This is a genomic window from Verrucomicrobiota bacterium (assembly GCA_016871495.1).
Lineage (GTDB): Bacteria > Verrucomicrobiota > Verrucomicrobiia > Limisphaerales > VHDF01 > VHDF01.
The window spans coordinates 1-21,855 of record VHDF01000031.1 but is presented as its reverse complement, the minus strand read 5'-3'; the positions used below and the strand labels follow the sequence as shown (position 1 = coordinate 21,855).

22 protein-coding genes are annotated in these 21,855 nt (G+C 59.3%); 11 read left to right on the top strand and 11 right to left on the bottom strand.

Translation table 11 applies throughout. The features are described 5' to 3' along the window. Positions 1–3: 3 nt before the first annotated feature. The 6 genes from FJ404_08995 to FJ404_08970 form a co-directional block, all read right to left on the bottom strand. A complete protein-coding gene (locus FJ404_08995; GenBank protein ID MBM3823005.1) occupies positions 4–1,212 on the bottom strand; it encodes a rod shape-determining protein RodA in 1,209 nt (402 codons plus the stop codon). 6 nt (positions 1,213–1,218) lie between these two features. Continuing rightward, complete coding sequence (mrdA, locus tag FJ404_08990; GenBank protein MBM3823004.1) at positions 1,219–3,165, bottom strand: penicillin-binding protein 2; 1,947 nt, start codon at positions 3,163–3,165, stop codon at positions 1,219–1,221. Between the two features lie 4 nt (positions 3,166–3,169). Then, the gene (gene mreD / locus FJ404_08985; protein MBM3823003.1) at positions 3,170–3,727 is read right to left on the bottom strand and encodes a rod shape-determining protein MreD; all 558 of its coding nucleotides are present in this window, start codon (positions 3,725–3,727) and stop codon (positions 3,170–3,172) included. After that, entirely contained in the window at positions 3,724–4,533 is an 810-nt protein-coding gene (gene mreC / locus FJ404_08980) for a rod shape-determining protein MreC (protein MBM3823002.1), read from the bottom strand. The genes mreD and mreC overlap by 4 nt, the downstream gene beginning before the upstream one ends. Before the next feature lie 47 nt (positions 4,534–4,580). Next, positions 4,581–5,612: a rod shape-determining protein gene (locus tag FJ404_08975; GenBank protein ID MBM3823001.1), complete on the bottom strand. Its 1,032-nt coding sequence runs from the start codon at positions 5,610–5,612 to the stop codon at positions 4,581–4,583. 199 nt (positions 5,613–5,811) lie between these two features. Continuing rightward, positions 5,812–6,045, bottom strand: a complete 234-nt coding sequence (locus FJ404_08970; GenBank protein MBM3823000.1) for a hypothetical protein — start codon at positions 6,043–6,045, stop codon at positions 5,812–5,814. Between the two features lie 85 nt (positions 6,046–6,130). Between FJ404_08970 and FJ404_08965 the strand changes: the two genes are divergently transcribed. Further along, positions 6,131–7,471, top strand: a complete 1,341-nt coding sequence (locus tag FJ404_08965; GenBank protein ID MBM3822999.1) for a DegT/DnrJ/EryC1/StrS family aminotransferase — start codon at positions 6,131–6,133, stop codon at positions 7,469–7,471. A gap of 153 nt (positions 7,472–7,624) precedes the next feature. Beyond that, positions 7,625–7,921: an HU family DNA-binding protein gene (locus tag FJ404_08960; GenBank protein MBM3822998.1), complete on the top strand. Its 297-nt coding sequence runs from the start codon at positions 7,625–7,627 to the stop codon at positions 7,919–7,921. 77 nt (positions 7,922–7,998) lie between these two features. Here the strand turns inward: FJ404_08960 and FJ404_08955 are convergent, their stop codons facing one another. From FJ404_08955 to FJ404_08940, 4 genes are all read right to left on the bottom strand, one after another. After that, positions 7,999–8,460, bottom strand: coding sequence for a DUF4197 domain-containing protein (locus FJ404_08955; GenBank protein MBM3822997.1), 462 nt, complete (start codon positions 8,458–8,460; stop codon positions 7,999–8,001). Next, positions 8,405–8,773: a DUF4197 domain-containing protein gene (locus FJ404_08950; protein ID MBM3822996.1), complete on the bottom strand. Its 369-nt coding sequence runs from the start codon at positions 8,771–8,773 to the stop codon at positions 8,405–8,407. Before FJ404_08950 ends, FJ404_08955 begins: the two co-directional genes overlap by 56 nt. Before the next feature lie 77 nt (positions 8,774–8,850). Beyond that, positions 8,851–9,321: an SsrA-binding protein SmpB gene (gene smpB / locus FJ404_08945; GenBank protein MBM3822995.1), complete on the bottom strand. Its 471-nt coding sequence runs from the start codon at positions 9,319–9,321 to the stop codon at positions 8,851–8,853. Between the two features lie 61 nt (positions 9,322–9,382). Next, on the bottom strand, positions 9,383–9,637 hold the full coding sequence (locus FJ404_08940; protein MBM3822994.1) for a DNA-directed RNA polymerase subunit omega: 255 nt from the start codon (positions 9,635–9,637) through the stop codon (positions 9,383–9,385). A gap of 367 nt (positions 9,638–10,004) precedes the next feature. Between FJ404_08940 and FJ404_08935 the strand changes: the two genes are divergently transcribed. The 9 genes from FJ404_08935 to accC all read left to right on the top strand — a co-directional run bounded on the left by FJ404_08935 (position 10,005) and on the right by accC (position 20,865). After that, positions 10,005–12,056, top strand: a complete 2,052-nt coding sequence (locus FJ404_08935) for a hypothetical protein (GenBank protein MBM3822993.1) — start codon at positions 10,005–10,007, stop codon at positions 12,054–12,056. Positions 12,057–12,549: 493 nt separating this feature from the next. Continuing rightward, positions 12,550–13,509, top strand: coding sequence for a thiamine pyrophosphate-dependent dehydrogenase E1 component subunit alpha (locus tag FJ404_08930; protein ID MBM3822992.1), 960 nt, complete (start codon positions 12,550–12,552; stop codon positions 13,507–13,509). Next, entirely contained in the window at positions 13,506–14,471 is a 966-nt protein-coding gene (locus tag FJ404_08925; protein MBM3822991.1) for an alpha-ketoacid dehydrogenase subunit beta, read from the top strand. The genes FJ404_08930 and FJ404_08925 overlap by 4 nt, the downstream gene beginning before the upstream one ends. A 14-nt stretch (positions 14,472–14,485) precedes the next feature. Next, complete coding sequence (locus tag FJ404_08920; protein MBM3822990.1) at positions 14,486–15,658, top strand: 2-oxo acid dehydrogenase subunit E2; 1,173 nt, start codon at positions 14,486–14,488, stop codon at positions 15,656–15,658. Positions 15,659–15,901: 243 nt separating this feature from the next. Continuing rightward, complete coding sequence (locus FJ404_08915) at positions 15,902–16,927, top strand: hypothetical protein (protein MBM3822989.1); 1,026 nt, start codon at positions 15,902–15,904, stop codon at positions 16,925–16,927. 6 nt (positions 16,928–16,933) lie between these two features. Next, positions 16,934–18,295, top strand: a complete 1,362-nt coding sequence (locus tag FJ404_08910; protein MBM3822988.1) for an O-antigen ligase family protein — start codon at positions 16,934–16,936, stop codon at positions 18,293–18,295. Positions 18,296–18,313: 18 nt separating this feature from the next. Further along, positions 18,314–18,748: a type II 3-dehydroquinate dehydratase gene (aroQ, locus tag FJ404_08905; protein MBM3822987.1), complete on the top strand. Its 435-nt coding sequence runs from the start codon at positions 18,314–18,316 to the stop codon at positions 18,746–18,748. Between the two features lie 103 nt (positions 18,749–18,851). Then, a complete protein-coding gene (accB, locus tag FJ404_08900) occupies positions 18,852–19,424 on the top strand; it encodes an acetyl-CoA carboxylase biotin carboxyl carrier protein (protein ID MBM3822986.1) in 573 nt (190 codons plus the stop codon). A 70-nt stretch (positions 19,425–19,494) separates the two neighbouring features. After that, a complete protein-coding gene (accC, locus tag FJ404_08895; GenBank protein ID MBM3822985.1) occupies positions 19,495–20,865 on the top strand; it encodes an acetyl-CoA carboxylase biotin carboxylase subunit in 1,371 nt (456 codons plus the stop codon). Here the strand turns inward: accC and FJ404_08890 are convergent. Beyond that, positions 20,822–21,526, bottom strand: a complete 705-nt coding sequence (locus tag FJ404_08890) for a hypothetical protein (protein ID MBM3822984.1) — start codon at positions 21,524–21,526, stop codon at positions 20,822–20,824. The two genes, accC and FJ404_08890, sit on opposite strands and share 44 nt — an antisense overlap. Between the last annotated feature and the right edge of the window lie 329 nt (positions 21,527–21,855).

The window sequence follows — 21,855 nt, the reverse complement described above, 5'->3', positions numbered from 1 at the left end:
AAGTTAATAATGTCTTCGGTACAAGTACACATTCTGCAAGACCGCCATCGCCACGAGGGAGCACACCACCGACGAGCCGCCATGGCTCAGCAGCGGGAGCGGGATGCCGGTCACTGGCATGAGTCGAATATTCATACCTACATTGATGAAAACGTGGCTGAAGAGTAAGGCCACGACGCCTGTCGCAAGCAGCCGTCCCAGACGGTCCCGCGCCTGCCCGGCGATTTGGATTCCCGTGAACAAAACCGTTGCGTACAAACCCAGCACGATCAGGCTGCCGACAAAACCTCGCTCCTCGGCAATCACGGAGAAAATGAAATCGTTGTGCGCCACTCCCCTCGGCAGATAACCCAAGGCGTTTTGAGTGCCTTGCTTCCAGCCCTTGCCCACGAACCCTCCCGAGCCGACGGAGATCAGCGCTTGTTCCACGTTGTAAGACTTTTCCCGCTCCAACTCTCGAGCCCGGCGTTTTTCCTCGGGCGGCGCTCCCTTGGGCGCAAAATCCCTTCCAAAATACACCAACAGGCGATGACGCTGATAGTCCGCCAGCTTGATCTGCCATTTCGGCGGCATGAACAGGATGTCCACCAGAATCAGCCCGACCACCAGTCCGGTCCCCGCCACCAACCGGACCAGATACTTGGGCGGGGCTCCCGCCACGTAAATCATCGCCAGGCTAACCGGCAGCAACACGAGAGCGGACCCCAGATCCGGCTCCTTCAAAATGAGCAGGAACGGGAGCACCGTGAGGCCGATGGCTTTCATGAAAACCCAAGGCTGCCGTAATTCCTCCAAGGGCCGGCTGAGGAAATTGGCCTGGGCAAAAATGAAGGCCAGCTTCGCGAACTCAGAGGGTTGAAACTGGAAAACCCCCAAATCGATCCATCGCCGCGCGCCGTAAACTTTTTTTCCAATGAAGGGAACCAGCACCGCGACCAGGCAAAGAATGGCCGCCCAATAACCCACCAGCGACCATCGAGAAAACACATGATAGTCGATCAAACATAAGGCCACGCCCAGTCCCAAGCCCACCCCGTAGTATAACAGTTGCGTCACCACGCGCTGGCGGTAAAACGCCACGTGATGGGCTGACTCGCCGGGCCACGTCGCGCTGTAAATGGACAACGCCCCGATGACCATGAGCGCCAGAGCCGCTCCCACCACCCGCCACTCCACCTGCGGATGCTTCGTTTTGAGGTGAGACTCGTACATGCGCGCCTAATCCTGGTGTGCCGGATCCCGGGATGCCGTCATCCTTCCGCCCGCCCGCTGTTCCCGCTTCTGAATGGCCTGGTAAATCTTTCGAGCCACCGGTCCGCAGGTTCCACCACCCGAGCTACCGCTTTCCACCAGCACCACCACGGCATAGCGCGGACTCGAATAAGGTGCGAAGGAGGCGAACCAGGTGCTGTGATCGATGACTTTCCGTCCTTGGGTGATTTGTGCGGTGCCCGTTTTTCCGCACACTTCCATGCCCGGAACTTCGGCCGCCGTGCCCGTGCCCTCCTTGTCCCCCACGTCCGCTCGCATCGCCTCCTGCAAGGCCGCCCAATGCTCCGGTGCAATCTTCAATTGCGAACGCACTCTGCCGCGCTCAAACGACAATCCCTCCGCGTCCACCGATCCTTCCGGCGCGGTAAACTTCTGCACCAGCCTCGGCCAAAACACGGTTCCGCCGTTCGCGATGGCGGCAACCATCACGGCGACCTGGAGGGGCGTCACCGTAATCTCCTGGCCAATGCACACGTTCGCCACATTGCCTTGCGACCATTGCCCCAGCACTTCCTCGTACTGGGGAAAATCCCCTTGAACCTCCTGCATCAGCGGAATGCCCGTTTTCTCGCCGAAGTGAAACTGGTGCCCCAAGGACAGCAGACGGTCGAGCCCGCACTTCAAGCCAAACGTAATGAAATACGTGTTGCTGGATTTGATGAAAGCCTTCCGGAAATCATACACTCCGGCCGGCGCCAGGTCGTCGATCCTCCGGCGCCCCAGCATGAAATAACCGGGATTGGTCACCAGAGTATCGGGAGTCATGGACGCCGCTTCCAACGCGGCCAGGCCCGACACAATCTTAAAGACCGATCCTGGCTGATAAGCCCCGTAGGTCGCGCGGTTGATCTGCGGTTTCAGTATGGGATCGTCCAGCCTCTCCCATTCCTCGGTGCTGATGCCCAGCACAAACGCACCGGGCTCGTAAGCGGGGGCCGAGACCAGCGCCAGCAGGTCCCCTGTCCGCACGTCCATGACCACCACCGCTCCCCGCGTTTGCGGACCTGCGCCTTGCAGTGCCGCCTCCGCGGCTTGCTGAATGCCCCAATCGAGGGTCAAATGAGCATCCAAACCCGGGCTCGGCGCCTGCAAAACAGCCTCCGAATGCCGATAGAGCACGTTGTTGATCACGATGCTCTTGACCCCCGGCCGCCCCTTCAACTCGCGATCAAAGGCGCCTTCAATTCCAACCTCCCCTCGATAGTCCGGCAGCCGGTAGTCGAAGCCGTCCTCGTCCTCATCCTCCCATTCCATCTCCCGCCGCAGATGGCCCAGGACGTGAGCCGCCAGGGTTCCGTAGGGATAATGGCGCTCGGGTTGAATCTCCAGATCCAACCCGGGAAATTTCGCTCCTTGTTCCAAAAAGCGGGCGACATGCTCCCGGCTCAAATGATGAAACACCGCCAGCGGATAAGCTCGGCGCTTCTCGTAATGAGCAACAAATCGTTTTTCGTCGAGGGTCGAGGGAAGCTGTAACAATCCTGACAACACATGGACTTGGTTGCTGGCGGACAGCCAGCGCGCCTGACGGCTCATCTCCGCCGCCTCCTTGGCGGCGGGCTTCTTGCCTCCATGGTTGGCGCGCCATGACTTGTCGAGCCTCGCATAGTTCGAGCTGAAATCCTTCCGCAATCCGTCCAAATACAGATTGATGACAAAATTCGGACGGTTCTCCGCCAGCGCAATGCCGTTGCGGTCCAAAATCCGCCCGCGAATGGAAGGCAGCCGGACCGTGCGAATGGCCTGATTTTCGTGGCTCGCCTGGTAACGATGGCCCTGGTAGATCTGCACGTACCAAAGTCCGCCGAGCAGGACGATCAAGCCGAGAAAAACGACTGCCGCCACATTCCTCATGGGCACGTCCGATTTTCTCAATTGGTCGAGCACCAGCATGAACCTAGTTCCTCCCCCTCTTGATTTCACGATCTGGCCTGAACGAACCCGGCGAGATTCGGGGATGGTTGAACGCACGGTCCAGCCGGCCCAGCAACCAAAACACTGCCGGCGCCAACACCGCCCCCCACATCCCCTGGCCGGCCACCGCGCGAGCCAAGTCCCACCCCAGCACCGGCCGTTGCCCCGACATCATTAACGCGATCAAACCCGTCAGCGCGGAGGCCGTGGAGGCCAAAGCTCCCAACAAACACTTCGCATGGAGCGCCTCCCGCATCAGCACATCGCGCAAGGAGTGGACGCCGAGCCCCACCACGAGCAGGGACAACACGCTGGTTCCCAGTGGATTCATCGAAAGGGAATCGAACATCAATCCTCCCGTCACCGCGAGACAGGCCACCAATCCCGCGTCCCCCAACAGCGCTGCGTAAACCATCACCAGCGGCAGAAGATCCGGTTGCACTCCCGTCAACCGCCGTCCCCAGGGAAACACGGTCTGCACATAAACGCACGCGGCGGCGGCCGCCAGCAACAATACCGCCTGGGCTTTGGTTGCGTTCATGGCGCCAAAACAAAAACCTCCGTTAACGCGTTCAAGTCAAGTCCCAGTTTCACTTTCGCCTCCAGGTAAAGACCGTGTCCGACGCTCCGAAGTTCCATGATGCGCCCGATCGGTATTCCCCTGGGGAAGACCTGCCCCATGCCGCTGGTCACCACACGCATGCCAGTCTTTAAGGCCGGGTCGTTTGGCAAATAAACCAAGTCCGCCCAGGATCCATCCGTCCCCGAACCGGCCCCGCCCTGAATCATTCCCGTGTTCGTCCCCGCCTCCACGACCCAGGCCGACACCTGGCAATTGGGGTCGCCAATCATGATGACTCGCGACTGAAACTCCCCCGCGTCCGCGACGCGCCCCACCAAACCTTCCTGCGTCAACACGGGGTAATTCGCCTGCACGCCGTGCCTCTGCCCCATGTCGATATGGATCATGCACCACCAGTTGGCGGGATCCCGCCCCACCACCCGTGCGAGCTTGAGATTGCCTCCCGATTTTTGCCTCCAGTTCATCGCTTCGCGGAGCATGCGGTTCTCCCGCTCCAGTTCCTCCAAGCGGGAGAATGACGCGGCCATCCGCTCGTGTTCCCGCTGCAACTTGGCGTGCTGCTCGATGAGGTAGCGCCGCGGCAGCAACGCGAGGGAGGCTCGATCCGCGCCGGTGTCCACCAGGGTGCCGATCCCAAAAAAGGGGACAAAGAGTCCGCGAAGAACCAGTTTGAGCCGGGCCGAGGCGCGGGTGGGGACGCAAAGCAGCACGACCGCGAGCAACATCGCGGCGGCGCAGAGCAAATAAGCCGGTCTTTTGAACATCGTCACCTTCAGCTGTCCCAGCGGACAGCCAGGCGAACGTCACGCCGCTACCCGCGGGTGCTCGAAGAAGTGACCCGCTTCAGGAACTGCAATTCTTGGAGCACACGCCCGGTCCCTTCGGCCACGGCGGTCAACGGATCTTCGGCAATATGAACCGGCAAACCCGTTTCCTGGGCGACAAGCCGGTCGATGCCTCGCAACAAGGCGCCGCCTCCGGCCATGACGATGCCCCGATCCACCAAATCGGCGGAAAGTTCGGGGGGACAACGTTCCAGGGTAATGCGAATGGATTCCAAAATGCTCTGCAGCGGCTCTTTGAGAGCCTCGCGAACCTCCTCGGAACGGATGGTGATCGTCTTGGGCAAGCCCGCGCTCAAGTCGCGGCCTTTGACTTCCAAGGTCAGTTCCTGTTCGAGGGGATAAGCGGATCCGACGCGGATCTTGATTTCTTCGGCGGTGCGTTCGCCGATCATCAAATTGTGCGCGCGCTTAAGGTGCGCCACGATCGTCTCGTCAAATTCGTCCCCGCCGACGCGGAGAGAGCGGCTGAATACGATGCCCGCCAGGGAAATAATGGCGATCTCGCAGGTTCCACCGCCGATATCGACGATCATGTTGCCCGCCGGTTCATGCACCGGCAGGCCGACGCCAATGGCCGAGGCCATGGGCTGTTCAATCAGGTAGACCTCGCGCGCCCCTGCGTGCGTGGCCGAATCTTTCACCGCGCGCTTTTCGACCTCAGTGATGCCCGAGGGAACGGCCACCACCACGCGCGGAGCGATCAATTTCCGATTGTGAACTTTTTGAATGAAATGCCTCAACATCGACTCCGTGATCTCGAAGTCGGCGATGACCCCATCCTTCATGGGGCGAATGGCCACGATGTTGCCCGGGGTGCGGCCCAGCATGCGCTTCGCCTCCTCCCCCACCGCCAGCACATTCGTTGTCCCCGCCTCAATGGCGACCACCGAAGGCTCGCGCAACACGATCCCCTGATCCCGGACGTACACCAGTGAATTGGCCGTCCCGAGATCGATTCCGATATCGTTGGAAAACAGGCCTTTAAGTTGTGCGAACATGGACGGTACTGAACACCGCCAGCCAGTAAAGTCCGCGCAAACCCCTCCGGTCAAGCCAATTGCCCGCAAAAGACGACGGGTGGAGCATCCGCAAGTCGCCGGGGCGCGCCGTTCACGGCGCTTCCGCGCGCGCAAACCCGCCCCCAGCGATCACCTCCCGATCCGTGGCCCGCCAACGGGGTGAGACTTTCCTCCGGCATCACCCTCGCTCCTTGAACTTGCCATGCCTTTCGAAGACACACCCGGATGCGACGTCAACGTCGCGCTCCGTCGCTGCAGCGTGCCTCACCCACGACCCGGCGGAAGACCGGCCGTGTATCCCGATGTTGTTGGTAGGGCGGGCCTGTCCCAGCCCGCCGCCCACTGGATGCAAAACATCATGCTCCGGCGGCGCGCCGAGACGGACGCGCCCTACCTGCATCACCGGCAACATCGGGATGCACCGGAAGACCGGGCTCAGCGGTTCTATTGCTTTTCGCAATCGGACGCCGTACAAAGAATCAAGACCGAGCCTCTCCATGAAATCGAAATCTTCCGCGGATCGAAATCTTGACCGGCGTTCCTTCATGGCAGCGTCCGCTCTGCTGGTCGGCGGCGCCTCTCTGCAAGCGCAAACCGGAGCCGCCGATTTTGCAGATGAAGCCTTGGCCCTGCACGGCGGGCCCAAAGCCTGGCCGCATCCGCGGCGAGCCGGGCCCCGCTGGGGTGAACCGGAGGCACGGCAGCTCCAAGAGCTCGTGCGGCAGGATTCCTTGTTCTACTGGAAAGGGCCCCAAACCCAATTGTTCATCGAACGGTTCCGCCAAGTCTGCCCCCACTCCCATGTGATGCCCTGCTCCTCAGGCACCGCAGCGATTCATATCGCCGTCGCCGCGGCGGGGATTGGACCCGGGGATGAGGTGATTACCTCTCCCATCACCGACATGGGCACGGTCATCGGTGTGATTTATCAACAAGGCGTGCCGGTTTTCGCGGATCTCCAGCCTTCCACCTACAACCTCGACCCGGCGGAGGTGGAGAAGAAAATCACCCCTCGAACAAAGGCCGTGATCGCGGTCCATCTCTGCGGGAATCCCTGCGACATGGCCCGGCTGCGAAAGATCACGGACGATCATCAGCTGGTGTTGATCGAGGATTGCGCCCAGGCGTGGGGAGCGCGCCACGCGGGCCAGCCCATCGGGCAGGCGGGACATCTGGCCTGCTTCTCTTTGCAAAACAGCAAACACATTACCAGCGGCGATGGCGGCGTGGTCGCCGCTTCTGAGGCGAGATTCGGTTCGCGGTTGCAGTTGTTCGGGGATAAGGGATTCGACCGGATTCAAGGCGGGCTTTTCGAGTTCATGGCGCCTAATTATCGCATCACGGAAGCGCAGTCGGCTCTGGCCTCGGCCCAACTCCTCCGGCTGGAAGCCATCGCCGAAACGCGATCCAGGTTGGGCCGGTTACTGAGCGAGCTTCTGTCGGAAATACCCGGTGTCATGCCCCACGAAGTGCGCCAGGACGATCGGTGCGTTTTCTGGTTTTATTTTTTCCGCGTCAGTCTCGAGTCGATGCGAGCCAGCCGGGCGGAACTCGTGCAAGCGATGGTGTCGGAAGGACTACCCGTCTCGGCGGGTTATATTCCCGTCCCGCTCCATCGCAATCCGGTGTTCCAAAAACACGGCTTCTTCGCGGGGCGCTGGCCGATCCGCGAAATGGGTCTTACGTCCATGGATTACACTCGCGTGCAGACACCCGAGGCCGAGCGGATTCTGGCCACTGGTGTTCGCGTGGGTTTGCATGAAGGAATGACGGAAGAGGACGTGCGGGCGATCGCTCGGGGCGTGCGGAAAGTGACCCGGTATTTTCGCCGCGGGTGACTTCGCCGTGGAGCTGATTTCGCCCGCGAACAAAAATGTGCGAATTTCCGTGGAAATTCTGACGATTTTCTCCTTGCGCGGGCGTTGAGGCGCGGTTTAATACGCCCGAGTTAGCAGTCAGTTATCCAACGTTTAACCAATCAATATTCCCATATGGCAAAACAACTCACCAAATCTCAAATCGCGGCGACCATCGCCGACAAGGCTGAAATCTCCAAAAAACAGGCGTCCACGGTCCTGCAGACTCTTTCCGAGTTGGCCTACAAGAACGCCAAGAACAGCTTTGTGATCCCGGGCATTGGCAAAGTGGTGCTCGCGAACCGTCCCGCCCGCGAAATGATCATGCGCTTCGGGCCCAAAGCCGGCCAGAAGATCAAAGTGCCCGCGAAACGAGTCTTGAAGTTCCGTTTTGCCAAGGCCGCCAAGGACGCGATCCTCGGCAGCAAGTAAGGCCAACGTCATCCTGCATTTTTCTCGCGACAAGGCGCCCCCCAAGGGCGCCTTCTTCGTTTCCAAGCCTCCCTCGTTCAGGGCACGGCTCCAAAAACTTTGCGGAGCAAGTCCGTCGATCTGGATGCCGGATTCTCTCGCAGTCTCTTTTCCTCTTCGGCGATTTTGACGAAAAGCCCGTCCGTGGCCTTGCGGGTGACGTAGGCATCGAGATCCAGGTCGTCCTGACGGAACAGTCCCGCGGTCAATCCGCCCCGGGTCGCGCCTCCAGCGATTCCCGCGCGCCCGATCAATTGCTTGTAGGCGCCTGTCACCCCCGCGGATTCCGTGGCCTTCTTCACCAGGGGAAGAAAACGAGCGTGCAGGTTGGTCTCGGAGGATCGGCGAAAATAGTCCGTGGCGGCTGAGTTCGTGCCTCGGAGAATCGCCTTGGCTTCCGAGAGCGTGAGTTGACGCACCGCATCGGCGAGCACCGCCGCCGCCTCAGGAACAGCTTGTTCCGCGGCACGATTCATCGTCGTCAGAAATTCGTCCACCATGGCTCCTTGTCCCCGCCAGCCGCAATCCTCGCTCGACCGTTTGCAGACGCTCGGGCACGGGAATGCGCACCAACGCGTCCTTGAGAAAACCGTCCGGACGACCCAGATGAGTGACCGCGTGCTGGGCCCCGCGAGCGAGAGCTTCGCGTAATCCCGAGACGGCTTGTTCCTCGGTAAGTTCGGCAAGGGAGACGGCCTGGGCTCCTCGTTTGACGCCCAATCGTTCAAGGAAGGAGGCCGCGCCGGTTTCCACGGCCAGGCACAATCCCAAGACCAGGACGCAGGACAAGCGGAGCAAGGAAGGAACATGCATGGAATCGATGCTGCCCCGGATCGCATAGCGCCGCGAGCACAATCCCCAGCCAGGTGCAATCGTCCCTGGACTCGGGATCAGGCGCCGCGCGGGGAACGTCCCTTCAAAGCTGACTGCGTCGCGCGTTTCATTTCTCTTTCTGCGTCTTTGCGTTTCAAGTCCTCGCGCTTGTCGAAGGAGGCCTTGCCTTGTCCGACCGCGAGTTGGACCTTGACGCGTCCGTTCTTCCAATAAAAGGCCAGAGGCACCAGGGCGTTGCCCTTCACCTGGGCGGCATCCGCCAGTTTGCGGATCTCGGAATGATGGAGGAGGAGTTTGCGAGGCGCCTTCGGCTTGTGGTTTTGTTGGTTGCCAAAATCGTATTCGTCAATGTGCGCGTGATGCAGCCAAACCTCGTCCTTTTCCACTCGGGCAAACGCGTCCGCGATCTGGCCTCGCCCGGCCCGGAGGGATTTGACTTCGGTGCCGTGGAGCACGATCCCGGCCTCGTAAGTTTCGAGGATGTGATAGTCGCGCCGGGCCTTGGAGTTGGTCAGAATCTCGGCCATCAACAAATCCAGCCAGAAGGACGAGCCTTCTGGCTGGGCGAAACTCGTGGTCTGAACCTCTTTAGGAACGCCGGCGACGCTTGGCCGGGGTTTCCTTGCCTTCGGGCTCGACGATCGCTTCCCAGCTCATCTTCGCGTCAACCAGCTCGACCAGGGCGATATCCGCGGCGCCCAGGCCGGCGGTTTCCGTGATCAATGGCCGGGTGTTGGAGCCCGAAGCTCCGGTCAACTGGCGCACGCGGCGCGAGATTAAATTGATGAGAATGTTGGGATTGCCCACTTTCTCAAGGGCTTGTCGGCAAAGTTCAGCTTTCACTCAGGATTTCTCAAAGTTCGTCCGTCGAGCCAAGAAATCTAATAGCCCCGGGCAACGATGCAATAGAATTCACGCCAAAATCTCGTGTATCCTGATGTTGTTGGTAGGGCGGGCCTGTCCCAGCCCGCCGCCCACGGGATGCAAAACATCATGCTCCGGCGGCGCGCCGGGACGGACGCGCCCTACCTGCATCACCGGCAACATCGGGACGTACCGGTCAAAATCTCGGGAGCGAGGCGGGCGGGCTTTTGATCCGTGAGGCTTCCTTCGCGTCCGGCCCGGTGATCAAGGAGCCGCTTGTGGAATGAGCCTCGTCCGCATCCGAAGGCTTGTAGTTCAGGGGCTTGTCGAGTACGAGAAAGGCGTTATGCCATCCTCCCGCATTCGCCTGTGTTTTGGGCCTGATCCAGTTTCTCAGTGGGTCTTGAGAGTGATGTTCCTCTGGCTGGTCGCGTCGAGCGGGCACGCGGCCCTTCCGATCCTGACCAACTATCTGCATTTGGGGGACAGCGTGGAGAACAACTGGCCCGGCGTTCAGCCCAAACCGCAAGGGACCAACCTTCTGGCACTCTTCGAGATCTCGGATCCCGTTGAAAGCACCTTGCGACTCAAGCAACGAGATATCCACGGCGTCTGGCGGATCCGTCTTAACGGCCGCGAGATCGCCCAACTCTACCGCCAGACTGCGGAGAGAGTGGCCTATTACGCCGTTCCCAAGGAGGCCGTGCGCTCCGGACGCAATGAGCTCTCCATTCATCCTGACAACGCCACGGATGACATTGCGGTGGGCCTCATCGAGTGGATTCCGAAATCCTTGAGAACCCACCGCCAGTTGCATCCGCTGAAAATCAGGGTGAGGGAAGATGGATCGGGGCTTCCTTTGCCGGCCCGGATCCACGTTGTGTCCATGCAAGGCGAGGAGGCGGATCTGTATTATTGCGAGGGGCAGGATCGGGCGGTTCGGAAAGGATTGATCTACACGCGTGGCGCGGAGACGAAGCTGGAACTTTCCGCGGGCACCTATCGGGTCTCCGCCATGCGGGGCATGGAATGGAGCCGTGCGGAGCAGGTGGTCCTGGTGGGCGGAGGAGAGTCGCCCGTTCCGGAGGTGGATTTGCGGTTGATCCGGGAGGTTCAGACTCCAGGTTATGTCGCCTGTGACACGCACCTGCACACGTATGAAGTGAGCGGGCATGGCAATGCCACGTTGGCCGAGCGCGTGGTGGGTTTGGCGGGGGAAGGGGTGGAACTCGCCATTGCCACCGATCACAATCATCACGTCGATTATCGTCCCTACCAGAGCAAGCTTTCGCTGAACGTTTTTTTCACTTCGGTCACAGGGAACGAAGTGACCTCGGACAACGGTCATTTTAACGCATTCCCGATGGATCCCATGGGAAGCGTGCCCGTTTGGAAAGAGACCAATTGGGTTAAGCTCGTCGAAGGCATCCGCGCCAAGGGCGCCAAGGTCGTCATACTCAACCACCCGCGGTGGCCGGACATGCCGCGAAATCCCTTCACCAAGGCGGGCATGAATCGAAGTTCAGGAGATCGCGCCCAAGGCCAGGTTTTTCCCTTTGACGCGATGGAGCTGGTCAATTCGACAGCCTTGCAAAAGGACCCGATGTACCTCTTCACGGACTGGTTTGCCTTGCTGAATCGCGGCGAACGCATTACGGCGGTGGGCTCTTCGGACACGCATTCCGTGGAGGATCCCGCGGGCCAAGGCAGGACGTATGTTCCCAGTTCCACGGACGATCCTGCGCGGATTGACGTGGATGAAGCGTGCCAGGCTTTTCTCAAGGGGACCGTATCCGTGAGTCTGGGGATTTTTGTCGAGGCTCGAGTTTATGGCCGTTTTGGCATGGGTTCGCTGGCACCCGTGAGGGGAGGGAACATCACGGCGAGCGTGAGGGTGGCGGCGCCCGGTTGGATCGCGCCGAGGCGGGTGAAAGCTTTTTTGAACGGAGTGATGGTGTCCGAGCAATCCATCATTGCGCAGCCTGGAAACGCGCTGGACCGAGAATTCTCGTTTCGGATCCGCGCTCGCGATTACGACAGCCATCTTGTCTTCGTGGTGATCGGCGATGGCGTCACTCACCCGGGATGGAAGACCTACGAGAACTATACCCTGGCCGCGACCAACCCGATTTATTTGGATGCCGATGGGGACGGGCGGTACGCGTCGCCCCGGGAGGAAGCTTTGGCGCGCCTGGGCCGGGTGAGCCCCGTCCTGGGCGAAGTCAAAAAGCTCATCCAATCGACCGATCCGGCTTTGGCGGTGCAAATCGCCACCAATGCTCGCGGACGGCTCCGGGCAAGCGAGGTGGAGTCCTTGAGAGAGTGGATGGAGAGCAAGGCCAAAGATCATGAGCTTTTTGGCCTGTACGTGCGCCACCTGCCGGGCGCGACGCCGTAGATCGAGAAGGGTTGATCTCGTTCGTGCGTGGCTTGGGCGGGACCGTTAAACCGTGTGGCTGAGGATGGGGCGACACCTTCAGCCCGGAAATTTCATACTTGTCTGGCGCCTGGGAATTTCCGGGCTCGGGAAACCGCGCCCTGATTGAAAGAAAGCGTATCCTTGAGGCGTGCTCCGACGAAGAATCTCTTCCAACAGGGCGTGGAGTGGGAGTGGGATCAGTTTGTTGAACGGGGGGCGCGGTTTGGTCTAACCCGCATTGCGGGAACTCGATGGGGGACGTTTCCCAACCTTGTCGAGTGTGAAATAGGCGGGTTAGGAACCCACCTCGGAGTGGAATTCGGCAAAAGAACCGTTGCAGTTCAGGCGGCCCAAGCGATAGATGTTGGTTGTGTTCCAATCGAGTGACACCCCTCCCACGACGGGGCTCGCGGGTTCAGAGCCTGTTCAGACCAGCGAGGCGAGTGCGCGATATTGCCAAGCCTTTCGCTGGATGCTGCTGGCCCGTGTGCTGGACGGGCGCATGGCCAGTTTGTATCGGGCGGGCAAGATCTACGGAGGCGTTTTTCTTGGCAAAGGGCAGGAAGCCTTGAGCGCTTCCTTGGGGCTATCCCTGCGGAAGGGCGATGTCTTCGGCCCTTTGATCCGCGATTTAGCCGGGCGGTTGGCGTTTGGCGAACCGGTGTTGGATGTGGTGCGGACGCATCTCGGTTCCGCCCTGGGTCCGATGCAGGGTCGGGATGGGAACGTTCATCGGGGCCGGCCGCGAGAAGGCCTGCTGGCCATGATCAGCCATCTGGGAGCGATGATTTCCGTGGTCAATGGAGCGCTCATGGCCCGGCGCATGAAGGGGGATCGAATGGCGGTTGGCGCGGCGAGCGTGGGGGAGGGAGCCACTTCGACCGGTTCTTTTCACGAGGCCATCAACCAGGCCGCGGTGGAGAAGCTTCCTTTGGTGCTGGTTGTGGCCAACAACCAATATGCTTATTCAACGCCTACGTCCCGCCAGTTTGCTTGTGCCGACTTGCTTGAACGTGCGAGCGGCTATGGTGTTCAGGGCACCACCGTCGATGGCACCGATTTGAGTGATTGCTTGAAAGGGGTGGGCCACGCGGTGGAGGAGGCTCGCCGGGGCCGAGGGCCCCAGATGGTGATCGCCCGGCTCTTGCGCCTGTGCGGCCATGGGGAGCACGACGACGCCGGTTACATCGAGGAACCCTTGAAGGCGAGCCCGCTCGGGCGCGATTGCTTGCAAGTGGCCCAGGATTTCCTGGCCCGCCAGGGCTGGGCGTTCGAGCATGAAATACGGAATTGGAGGCGGGAAGCCGAGGCGCAAGTGGAGAAGGCGGTGGAGGAGGCCAGCCGCGAGCCTGGACCCGACCCCTACCGTGAAGATTGGTGCGCCCTGGCTTCAAAACATCTTTCTCAGGTTTACTTGCAACCTCTGGGATGAGCCTGACCTACCTGGACGCGATTCGGGAAGCGCAACGAAAGGCCCTGGCCACGGACCCGCGCGTTTATATCTATGGCCAGGATGTGGGAGAGTTTGGCGGCGCCTTCAAAGCGACGCGCCATCTGATCAAGGAGTTTCCGGGGCGCGTTTTGGACTCCCCGATCAGCGAAGACGCCATGGTGGGTTCCGCCATTGGCGCGGCGATTGAGGGACAGCGTCCGATCGTGGAGATGCAATTTGCGGATTTTTCGACGGTCGGGTTGAATCAGATCGTCAATCAAGCGGCCACCCTGCACTGGCGCACCCAGGTGCCTTGCCCGGTCACGTTCCGTTTGCCGTGCGGGGGAACCGCGGGAAGCGGGCCGTTTCACAGCCAGATGTTGGAGGCCCTTTACGCGCATTTCCCCGGGTTAATCGTGATGACTCCCGCCACCGTGGAGGATGCCTACAGCATGCTGCTTGAGGCGGTGGCCATTGAAGATCCCGTGGTTTTCTGCGAGCACAAGTTCCTGTATTATCATCTCAAAGCGGATGCTTTGCCGGCGGCGGCGCTGCCCTCGGGGAAAGCCAGAATCGCAAGACCGGGACGGGATGTGACGGTCGTGGCGTATAGCGCGATGGTTCACGAGGCCTTGGCTGCCGCCGCTGCACTTGCCCGGGAAGGTTGGGAAGCCGAAGTGGTTGATTTGAGAACCGTGAAGCCCCTGGATACCGATACCATGATCGCCTCCGTGGCCCGAACAGGCCGGCTCTTGGCTGTGGGCGAGGCCTGGCCGTGGGGGGGCGTGACCGCGGAAGTCGTGGCTCGGGTGGCCAGCGAGGCTTTCGAGCTCCTGGATGCTCCACCCCAGCGGTTGAATGCCAAAGATACCCCGGTGCCTTTTCATCCCGACTTGTGGACGGCGCATCGACCCACCGCGGAATCTATTGCCGCCGCCGCCCGCCGGCTTCTTCAACTTTAGCTTTCGTCTCTCCAATGCCCACCGCCCCCATCACGATGCCTCAACTGGGCGAATCCATCGCCGAAGCGACCGTGCTCCGTTTTCTGGTGGAGTCTGGCGCCGAGGTGGTCGCGGGCCAGGAATTGATCGAGGTGGAGACCAGCAAAGCAACCATGACCGTCACTTCACCTGCCCGCGGGCGATTGATCGGCTTCACCGCTGCTCCCGGGCAGAGTTTTCCAGTGGGATCCCAACTGGGCACGCTCGAGGTGGCGGAAGACTTTGTGGCTCCGTTGGGTTCCCGACCGGCGTCACCACTGCCCCATGCGGATGCCCACGATCTTGCTCGCACCCAGGTCGAACCGACCGTGCGCGGACTGCCGGTGCCCGCGCATGCGGGGGGAGCGAGTTATCTGTCGCCAAGGATGAGGGCGCGGATGGAAGAGCTAGGACTTCACGCGGCGGACATGGCGGGCATTGCAGGGAGCGGTGCCAATGGGCGGGTGACGATTGAGGATTTCGAAGCTTTTATCAGGAATATCGGCCAATTCCGTAGCTCGCCCGCTTCCAGCATGAGGGTTGCAGTGGCTGATGCCATGCGCCGAAGTTGGACCCGGCCGTTGGCCACCGTTGGACTGCCGTTCCGCATCGATCCGTTGCTCAAGCATCGCCAAGGCAGGCAGCCCAAGCCGGGTCCTGCTTTGTATGCTTTACGGGCCCTGGCCCTGGCCCTGGCGGAGAATAGCGGGGTGGCGGGCAGACTTGTTGGCCACACTCTGGTCCATCCCGGTGCGATTGACATTGGATTCGCGGTGGAGGCGGAAGACGGGGTGTTGGTGCCGGTATTGCGTGGAGTCGATAAGCGGTCCCTGGCCGAATGCGTGGTTCCCTATCAAACCCTGCTTGAGCAGGCCCGGGAGAGACGATTACCTGCCGAGTGCACGGGCGGCTCGATTGCGACGATCACGAACTTTGGCACCTTCGGCCTGACGTGGGCGACTCCCATTCCGTTGCCGGAGCAGACCTTGGTCCTGGGGTTGGGAGCGGGGCGAAAAGTCCCGTCGTGGTGCGAGCAAACCCAAGCCTTCGTGCCGATCACGGAAGCGGAGTTAACCCTCAGTTTCGATCATCGGGTGCTGGATGGAGGCGCCGCGGGTCGATTGTTGGGTCGAGTCGCGGAATGGCTGGGCAAACCTGAGGAATTATAAGCGGACAAGGAAGCGCCGCAGTGCATTGCCAGGGAGCCGGTCCGAGAGCCGCGTTCGCGCCGCCTCGACGTCCGGATGCCGACCGGCGATGCTTTGGGTTGGGGCCGCGCATGACTGAAGCCCCACGAACGTCGCAGTTGGCGCGCGGAAGTCTGTCTCACCGACAACTCGCAGACGCGCTGACTTCGGCATCGAGTTCGCAAAAGCTTGGAGCGTGGGCTGGCTTGGTGGTAATCACTCCGCGTGTCCTTTTCCTCCATCCCTGGCCAAACTTGGGCTTCGGCGCTGCTTCGGCGCAGCCTTGGTGCCGGAAGGCTTGCGCATGGTGTGTTGTTGGAGGGGGACGACCGGGTTTCCCTGGAAAGCGTCGCCACAGCGCTCTGCCAGACCCTCAATTGCCACAACCCACGGCAGCACGAAGAGGGGCCGGATGCTTGTGATCGTTGCGAGTCCTGCCGACGCGTCGAAGCGAGGCTGCACACCGATATCCAGTGGGTTCGGCCTGAGTCGAAAACAAGGGTGATCAGGATCGAGCAGATGCGGGAGGTGATGCACTCCATTTTGATGAAACCGGTGGAAGGCAAGGTTCGGTGCACCGTGATTTCGGGGGCGGACCGCATGAATCCACAAGCGGCGAATGCTTTCCTCAAAACCCTGGAAGAGCCACCGGTTTCCTCCGTCATCCTGTTGCTGACCAGCGAACCCCAACGTCTCCTCGATACGATTCGATCCCGCTGCGTGCGTGTCCGCCTCAGTCCGAACGATCGGGCGGGTTCGGAACCCGAGGACAATCTTTGGCTGCAACGCTTTGTTGAGATGGCGGCGGAGGGAAAAGGCGGGCTGCTTGGCCGATATCGATTGCTGGGAGTGTTCCTCGAGAAACTCGGAGAAATTCGGAGCAGCCTGGAGAAGTCCATGGCCCAGGACAGTCCTTTGGAGCGCTACGACGAAGTCGATCCCGAGACAAGGGAACAGTGGGAAACTGAACTCGAGGCGGCGGTGGAGTCCGAGTACCAGTGGGAACGGGGACGCCTGCTGCGGCAAATGGAGTGGTGGTTGAGAGACGTCTGGCTCGTCAGCGGTGGGTTTCACGAAGTCGGCTTTCATTTTCGTGAATGGGAAGGATGGACTTGCCGTGTCGGGTCGCGACTCCAGGAAGAGCAAGCCGCTGAAAACCTTTTCATTTGGGAACGGTTGCAACGGCACTTGGGGTCGAACGTCCAGGAATCTTTGGCGATCGAGGTGGGATTGTTGAAACTGAAGCTGTAGGGCCTCATGAAGAAATCCCACGCGCGTCAAGGCGAACAAGCCGAGGGGTCATCGAGTTTGCGGATGCCGGAGCCATCGGTGGGGTGGGCATCGGTTCTCACTGGTGTTTTTTTGGGCTTGGCTTTGCTGAAATTCGGCAATCCCGTCGTCCTAGACAAGATGGTGGAGGTGCCGCGTGACTTGGAGGGTGTCTTATTCCAACCCTGGCCGGCGCGTTGGGCTTACTTTCCTTTTCTGGGTTTGGTAGCGGTCGTCTGCTTCCTGCGGTTTAAGCATTTGCGCGTGCCACGAGGCCTGGCCTGGATGCCATTGGGATGGCTCCTCTGGCAAGCGCTGGCTTCGGCCGGAAGTGTGGACCCCGCCATGTCGAGGTCGACCCTTATCCATTTCGGAATCGCGGTGGGCATGTATTACTTGGGATACTGCCTGTTGGGATTTCAGGAGGTTCGAGCGGGTATGATGGTGCCGATGTTGTTGGGTTTCGGCTATGTGCTTTGGATTGGCATGGACCAACACTTCGGAGGGTTGGCTGCGAGCCGTGAGCACTTTTTTAAGGAACACCCGAACTGGGAGCGGGAATTTCCGCCGGAATTCATCAAAAAGATCCAGAGCGATCGTATTTTCTCGACCCTTGTTTATCCCAACGCGCTGGCGGGGGCCATCCTCCTTTTATTGCCGGTGTTGGGGGCGTTTACTTGGGAAATGCTCAAAGATCGTCGCCGGATGATGGGCTTAGTCGGCTTAGGAGCGCTGATTTATGGCGGGGGCGCTTGTCTGATTTGGTCGGGATCCAAAGCGGGTTGGTTAATTGCTTTGGGAGTGATTGGGCTGGTGGGCTGGCGTTATTCGGAGAATAATTGGAAAAGATGGTCGATGCTGGCGCTGGCTGGTGGGGTGGGGTTGGGCTTTTTTCTGTGGCGATATGAGGGATACTTTGCCAGAGGGGCGACCAGTGTGGGGGCAAGGTTCGACTATTGGTCGGCGGCCTGGAACAATGCGAAATCACATCCTGGACTGGGGACGGGGCCTGGTTCATTCTCCATGATTTACGCTCAGGTGAAACGTCCGGAATCTGAGATGGCGCGACTGGTCCATAACGATTATCTTCAGCAAGCAAGCGACTCAGGATGGGTTGGTGCCTTGCTTTTTGTTTTGATTCTTCCAGGGTCCTTGCTTTGGCTATATCGATACAGTTTTAGATGTCAACAGAGGTTTTGGCCGTGGTTGGGCTTGGTCGGTTTTGGCGTTCAGTCCACCGTGGAATTCGGTTTGTATATTCCGGCATTGATATGGCTGGCATTTTTTTGGCTGGGCGGATTGATGGCCGACGGGCATGCTCAAGCTCAGGTTCAGGTCGAAACGAGGTAGAAGGAAAGGTTGAAGCTCATGAAAATCGCGGTACTGAACGGACCCAATCTTAATCTCCTAGGAACTCGGGAGCCAGGCATATACGGGTCTGTGACTCTGACTGAAATCGAATCGATGCTCCGGTCGCAATGCGAAAAGTTCGGGGTCGAATTGATCTTTCGGCAAACGAATTCAGAGGGGGAATTAATTGATTGGGTTCAGGAATTTCGAAAAGATGCGGATTTTTATATCGTTAACGCCGGAGCTTACACTCATACCAGCATTGCTCTTCGCGATGCTCTATCCGGGGCGGGTGTGCCGACGATTGAGGTCCATCTTTCAAATGTTTATTCCCGTGAATCCTTCCGGCATCATTCGATGATTTCGGCCGTTTGTGCCGGTGTGATCGCGGGGTTTGGGGCTCATTCTTACTTGCTCGGACTTTCTGCAGCTTTAATGTTAAAGAAGAAATGAATTCGCAAGATTCCATTCGAATCGAACTTCACGATGATGCTTTGGCTAGGTTGGGTCTTGACCTCAATGGGTTGGGTCGGTAGTCTTTTCTCAAGCTTCGCGGATGACAAAAGGCAGGGTCCACAGGATCGCTGCTTTTTTGCTTCTGAAGGATGTTAGGAAGCCTGTGTGGCAGCGTTTCATAACTGTCGGAAAACAATCTGTGGACCTTCGAGATATTAAGGCGATCATCGACCTGATGAAGAAGAACTCGATTTCAGAGTTCGAGTTGGAGCGTCAGGATTTCAAGATAAAGTTGAAGCGCGGGGGGGGGGGTGTTGCGATCCCGACGATGTTAGCAGAGGTCCCGCCTCCTCAGCACCTGCCCACTGGATCTGGATCCACCCCTTCCGGTGCTGTCCCCGCCGCGTTGCCGGTGGACGACGTCCATGCAGGGACGATCGACATTAAGTCCCCGATGATTGGAACATTCTACGCTGCGGCTTCTCCTGATTCGCCTAACTATGTGGAGATCGGTTCCGAGGTGGGGCCGGAAAGCGTTGTCTGTATCATTGAGGCCATGAAGGTCATGAATGAGATCAAGGCTGAGGTGAAGGGGGTTATCGTTGAAGTCCTGGTTGAGAACGCCAAACCGGTTGAGTTCGGCCAACCTCTCTTCAAGGTTCGTCCGAAATAGACGCGGATCAAGGTATCAACGCTGAAACGACTCAAAAGGTCCCCCGAGCGAACTTTCTCTCACCCGATCCATGTTTGAAAAAATCCTAGTCGCTAATCGCGGCGAGATCGCGGTGCGAATCATCAGAGCTTGCAAGGAGTTGAGCATCCGGACCGTTGCCGTCTATTCCGAAGCCGATGTCAATTCGATGCATGTGCAGATGGCCGATGAAGCGATCTGTATCGGTAAAGCCCCTTCGAGCGACAGCTACTTGCGCATCGACCGCTTGATTAGCGCGGCTGAGATTGCCGATGTGGATGCGATCCATCCCGGCTATGGTTTTTTTTCAGAAAACGCGCATTTCGCGGATGTGTGTGAGAGCTGCAACATCCGCTTCATCGGCCCGAGTTCGAGGTCCATGAACGCGTTGGAGGACAAAGCGATCAGTCGGAATCTGGCCAAGAAGGCTGGCGTGCCATGTCCGCCAGGCTCGGAAGGATTGGTGGAAAACGAGCAAGATGCGCTGACGGCGGCCAAGCGGATCGGATATCCGGTCATGGTCAAGGCGGTGGCGGGTGGTGGGGGCAGGGGGATGCGGATTGCTCACAATGACATTTCTCTGGTGAAGGGTTATCACACGGCGAGATCTGAGGCGGAGAAGGCATTCGGCAATTCCGGAGTTTACATCGAAAAGTTCATTGAGAATCCGCACCACATTGAATTCCAGATTCTGGGCGACCAGAAGGGGAACATCATCCATTTGGGCGAACGGGATTGTTCGATTCAGCGGCGGAATCAGAAATTGATTGAGGAGACACCCTCTCCATTGATCGAGGGGAGATTTAAGGATCTGCGGAAGAAGATGGGCAAAGCAGCGATCAAAATTGCTGAGGTGGCCCACTATACGAACGCCGGCACGGTCGAGTTCATTGTGGACGAGGCGGGCCAGTTCTACTTCCTTGAGGTCAACAAGCGGATTCAGGTCGAGCACCCGATCACGGAGGAGGTCACCGGCGTCGATCTGGTGCGGCAGCAGATCCTGATCGCCATGGGGGAGCCGCTGAAGATTTCCCAGAATGACGTCGAGTTCAAGGGGCACTCCATCGAATGCCGCATCAACGCCGAGGATCCCTTCGACGATTTTCGACCGAGTCCCGGGCGAATTGAGATGTACTACGCTCCGGGGGGGCGCGGTGTGCGGTTAGACAGCCATGCCTACGCGGGCTACACCATTCCTCCGTATTACGACTCGATGATCGGCAAATTGATCACGTATGGGAAGGACCGGCGCGAAGCGATGGATCGCATGAGCCGGGCCTTGGAGGAATACATGGTCACGGGGATCAAGACCACGATTCCGTTCGAGCAGGCGGTCCTTCAGGACCCGAACTTCCGGCGTGGTGTTTACTCGACGAACTTCATCGAGCAACTCTTGACCGGGGCGCGATTTCGCTCCGGCTGATCAGGGGGGGGTAGGCGTATTTCGGGCTGGTGTTATCGTTCCCGCGAGAAGCCTCGATGGCGACGGTGATGATTTTTTGAACGTTGAAGGCGGTTTGCTGAACGGCCTGGCTCGCTGCTTGTGCGATTTGGCCCCACGCGGCGGGGTCGATGGATTTGGCTTTGAGCTGCCTTTCCAGGTTGACCAGTTCCGAGTGGATTTGCTCCCCCAGAAGCCTGTCTTTCGTGGACAGCGCGCCGTCCCCATGCGCCGTCGGAATGCGCAGTTCCTCCAGCTTGGTTTTCAAACTTTGCATCTGACTTCCAAGTTGCACGATGGCCTTGCGATCCTCGTCCTTGAGCCCGGAAGCAGCCACCAAGTGAGCCAAGGAATTAGTCACCGCCAGCGCGGAACGATCCATCAATTCCGGCAGGTCCGTTTTCAAACGATTCAGGAGGGTTTCGGTCAGATAGACGCTGCGATAGTTGAGCACACTATCGAGGTGGCGCTGGGCGAGCGCTTTAGAGGCGCCTTGAAAAACGTTTTTGACCTCCCCCTCAAACTTGGTGGTGAGAAAGTTTGAAATATTTTCTTCGGCTCGTGTCCTGTCCAACTCGCTGACGTAACCTTCGGGCCCGGGTGTTTTGGGAGGTTCTTCCTTCGGAGATTTCGGGTTTCCCATAGGGATTGGGATGAGATTGAGTCCTTGTGGGAATGTTGGTGAATTCCTGGCTCGATTTTGTTCTGTGGCTCTGCGGAGGCAAATCTTTTCTTTCAGGTGATGAGCGGTTCCATTCATAGTCTGACAACAAAACCATGAGGAGATTGGAACCCATTTCAGAAGCAGCGTTGCCCCAGGCCGGCAGGGCGCTTTACGCTTCCCTCAACCATGCCCCGGTTGATCCGGCGGCACAGCCTGCTTTGGGCCCCGGCTTTCCCTCGCTCCCCGAGTTGCGGATGTTGTCTCCCTTTGCGGGGGCTCATGGGATTGAAAAAGCCGGACTTCCACTG

Bases quoted from the DNA above. Each gene is read 5' to 3' on its own strand.
- FJ404_08995 (MBM3823005.1), bottom strand. From the start codon at position 1,212: ATGTACGAGTCTCACCTCAAAACGAAGCATCCGCAGGTGGAGTGGCGG.
- mrdA (MBM3823004.1), bottom strand. From the start codon at position 3,165: ATGCTGGTGCTCGACCAATTGAGAAAATCGGACGTGCCCATGAGGAAT.
- mreD (MBM3823003.1), bottom strand. From the start codon at position 3,727: ATGAACGCAACCAAAGCCCAGGCGGTATTGTTGCTGGCGGCCGCCGCC.
- mreC (MBM3823002.1), bottom strand. From the start codon at position 4,533: ATGTTCAAAAGACCGGCTTATTTGCTCTGCGCCGCCGCGATGTTGCTC.
- FJ404_08975 (MBM3823001.1), bottom strand. From the start codon at position 5,612: ATGTTCGCACAACTTAAAGGCCTGTTTTCCAACGATATCGGAATCGAT.
- FJ404_08970 (MBM3823000.1), bottom strand. From the start codon at position 6,045: ATGTTGCCGGTGATGCAGGTAGGGCGCGTCCGTCTCGGCGCGCCGCCG.
- FJ404_08965 (MBM3822999.1), top strand. From the start codon at position 6,131: ATGAAATCGAAATCTTCCGCGGATCGAAATCTTGACCGGCGTTCCTTC.
- FJ404_08960 (MBM3822998.1), top strand. From the start codon at position 7,625: ATGGCAAAACAACTCACCAAATCTCAAATCGCGGCGACCATCGCCGAC.
- FJ404_08955 (MBM3822997.1), bottom strand. From the start codon at position 8,460: ATGGTGGACGAATTTCTGACGACGATGAATCGTGCCGCGGAACAAGCT.
- FJ404_08950 (MBM3822996.1), bottom strand. From the start codon at position 8,773: ATGCATGTTCCTTCCTTGCTCCGCTTGTCCTGCGTCCTGGTCTTGGGA.
- smpB (MBM3822995.1), bottom strand. From the start codon at position 9,321: ATGGCCGAGATTCTGACCAACTCCAAGGCCCGGCGCGACTATCACATC.
- FJ404_08935 (MBM3822993.1), top strand. From the start codon at position 10,005: ATGCCATCCTCCCGCATTCGCCTGTGTTTTGGGCCTGATCCAGTTTCT.
- FJ404_08930 (MBM3822992.1), top strand. From the start codon at position 12,550: ATGCTGCTGGCCCGTGTGCTGGACGGGCGCATGGCCAGTTTGTATCGG.
- FJ404_08925 (MBM3822991.1), top strand. From the start codon at position 13,506: ATGAGCCTGACCTACCTGGACGCGATTCGGGAAGCGCAACGAAAGGCC.
- FJ404_08920 (MBM3822990.1), top strand. From the start codon at position 14,486: ATGCCCACCGCCCCCATCACGATGCCTCAACTGGGCGAATCCATCGCC.
- FJ404_08910 (MBM3822988.1), top strand. From the start codon at position 16,934: ATGAAGAAATCCCACGCGCGTCAAGGCGAACAAGCCGAGGGGTCATCG.
- aroQ (MBM3822987.1), top strand. From the start codon at position 18,314: ATGAAAATCGCGGTACTGAACGGACCCAATCTTAATCTCCTAGGAACT.
- accB (MBM3822986.1), top strand. From the start codon at position 18,852: ATGACAAAAGGCAGGGTCCACAGGATCGCTGCTTTTTTGCTTCTGAAG.
- accC (MBM3822985.1), top strand. From the start codon at position 19,495: ATGTTTGAAAAAATCCTAGTCGCTAATCGCGGCGAGATCGCGGTGCGA.
- FJ404_08890 (MBM3822984.1), bottom strand. From the start codon at position 21,526: ATGGGAAACCCGAAATCTCCGAAGGAAGAACCTCCCAAAACACCCGGG.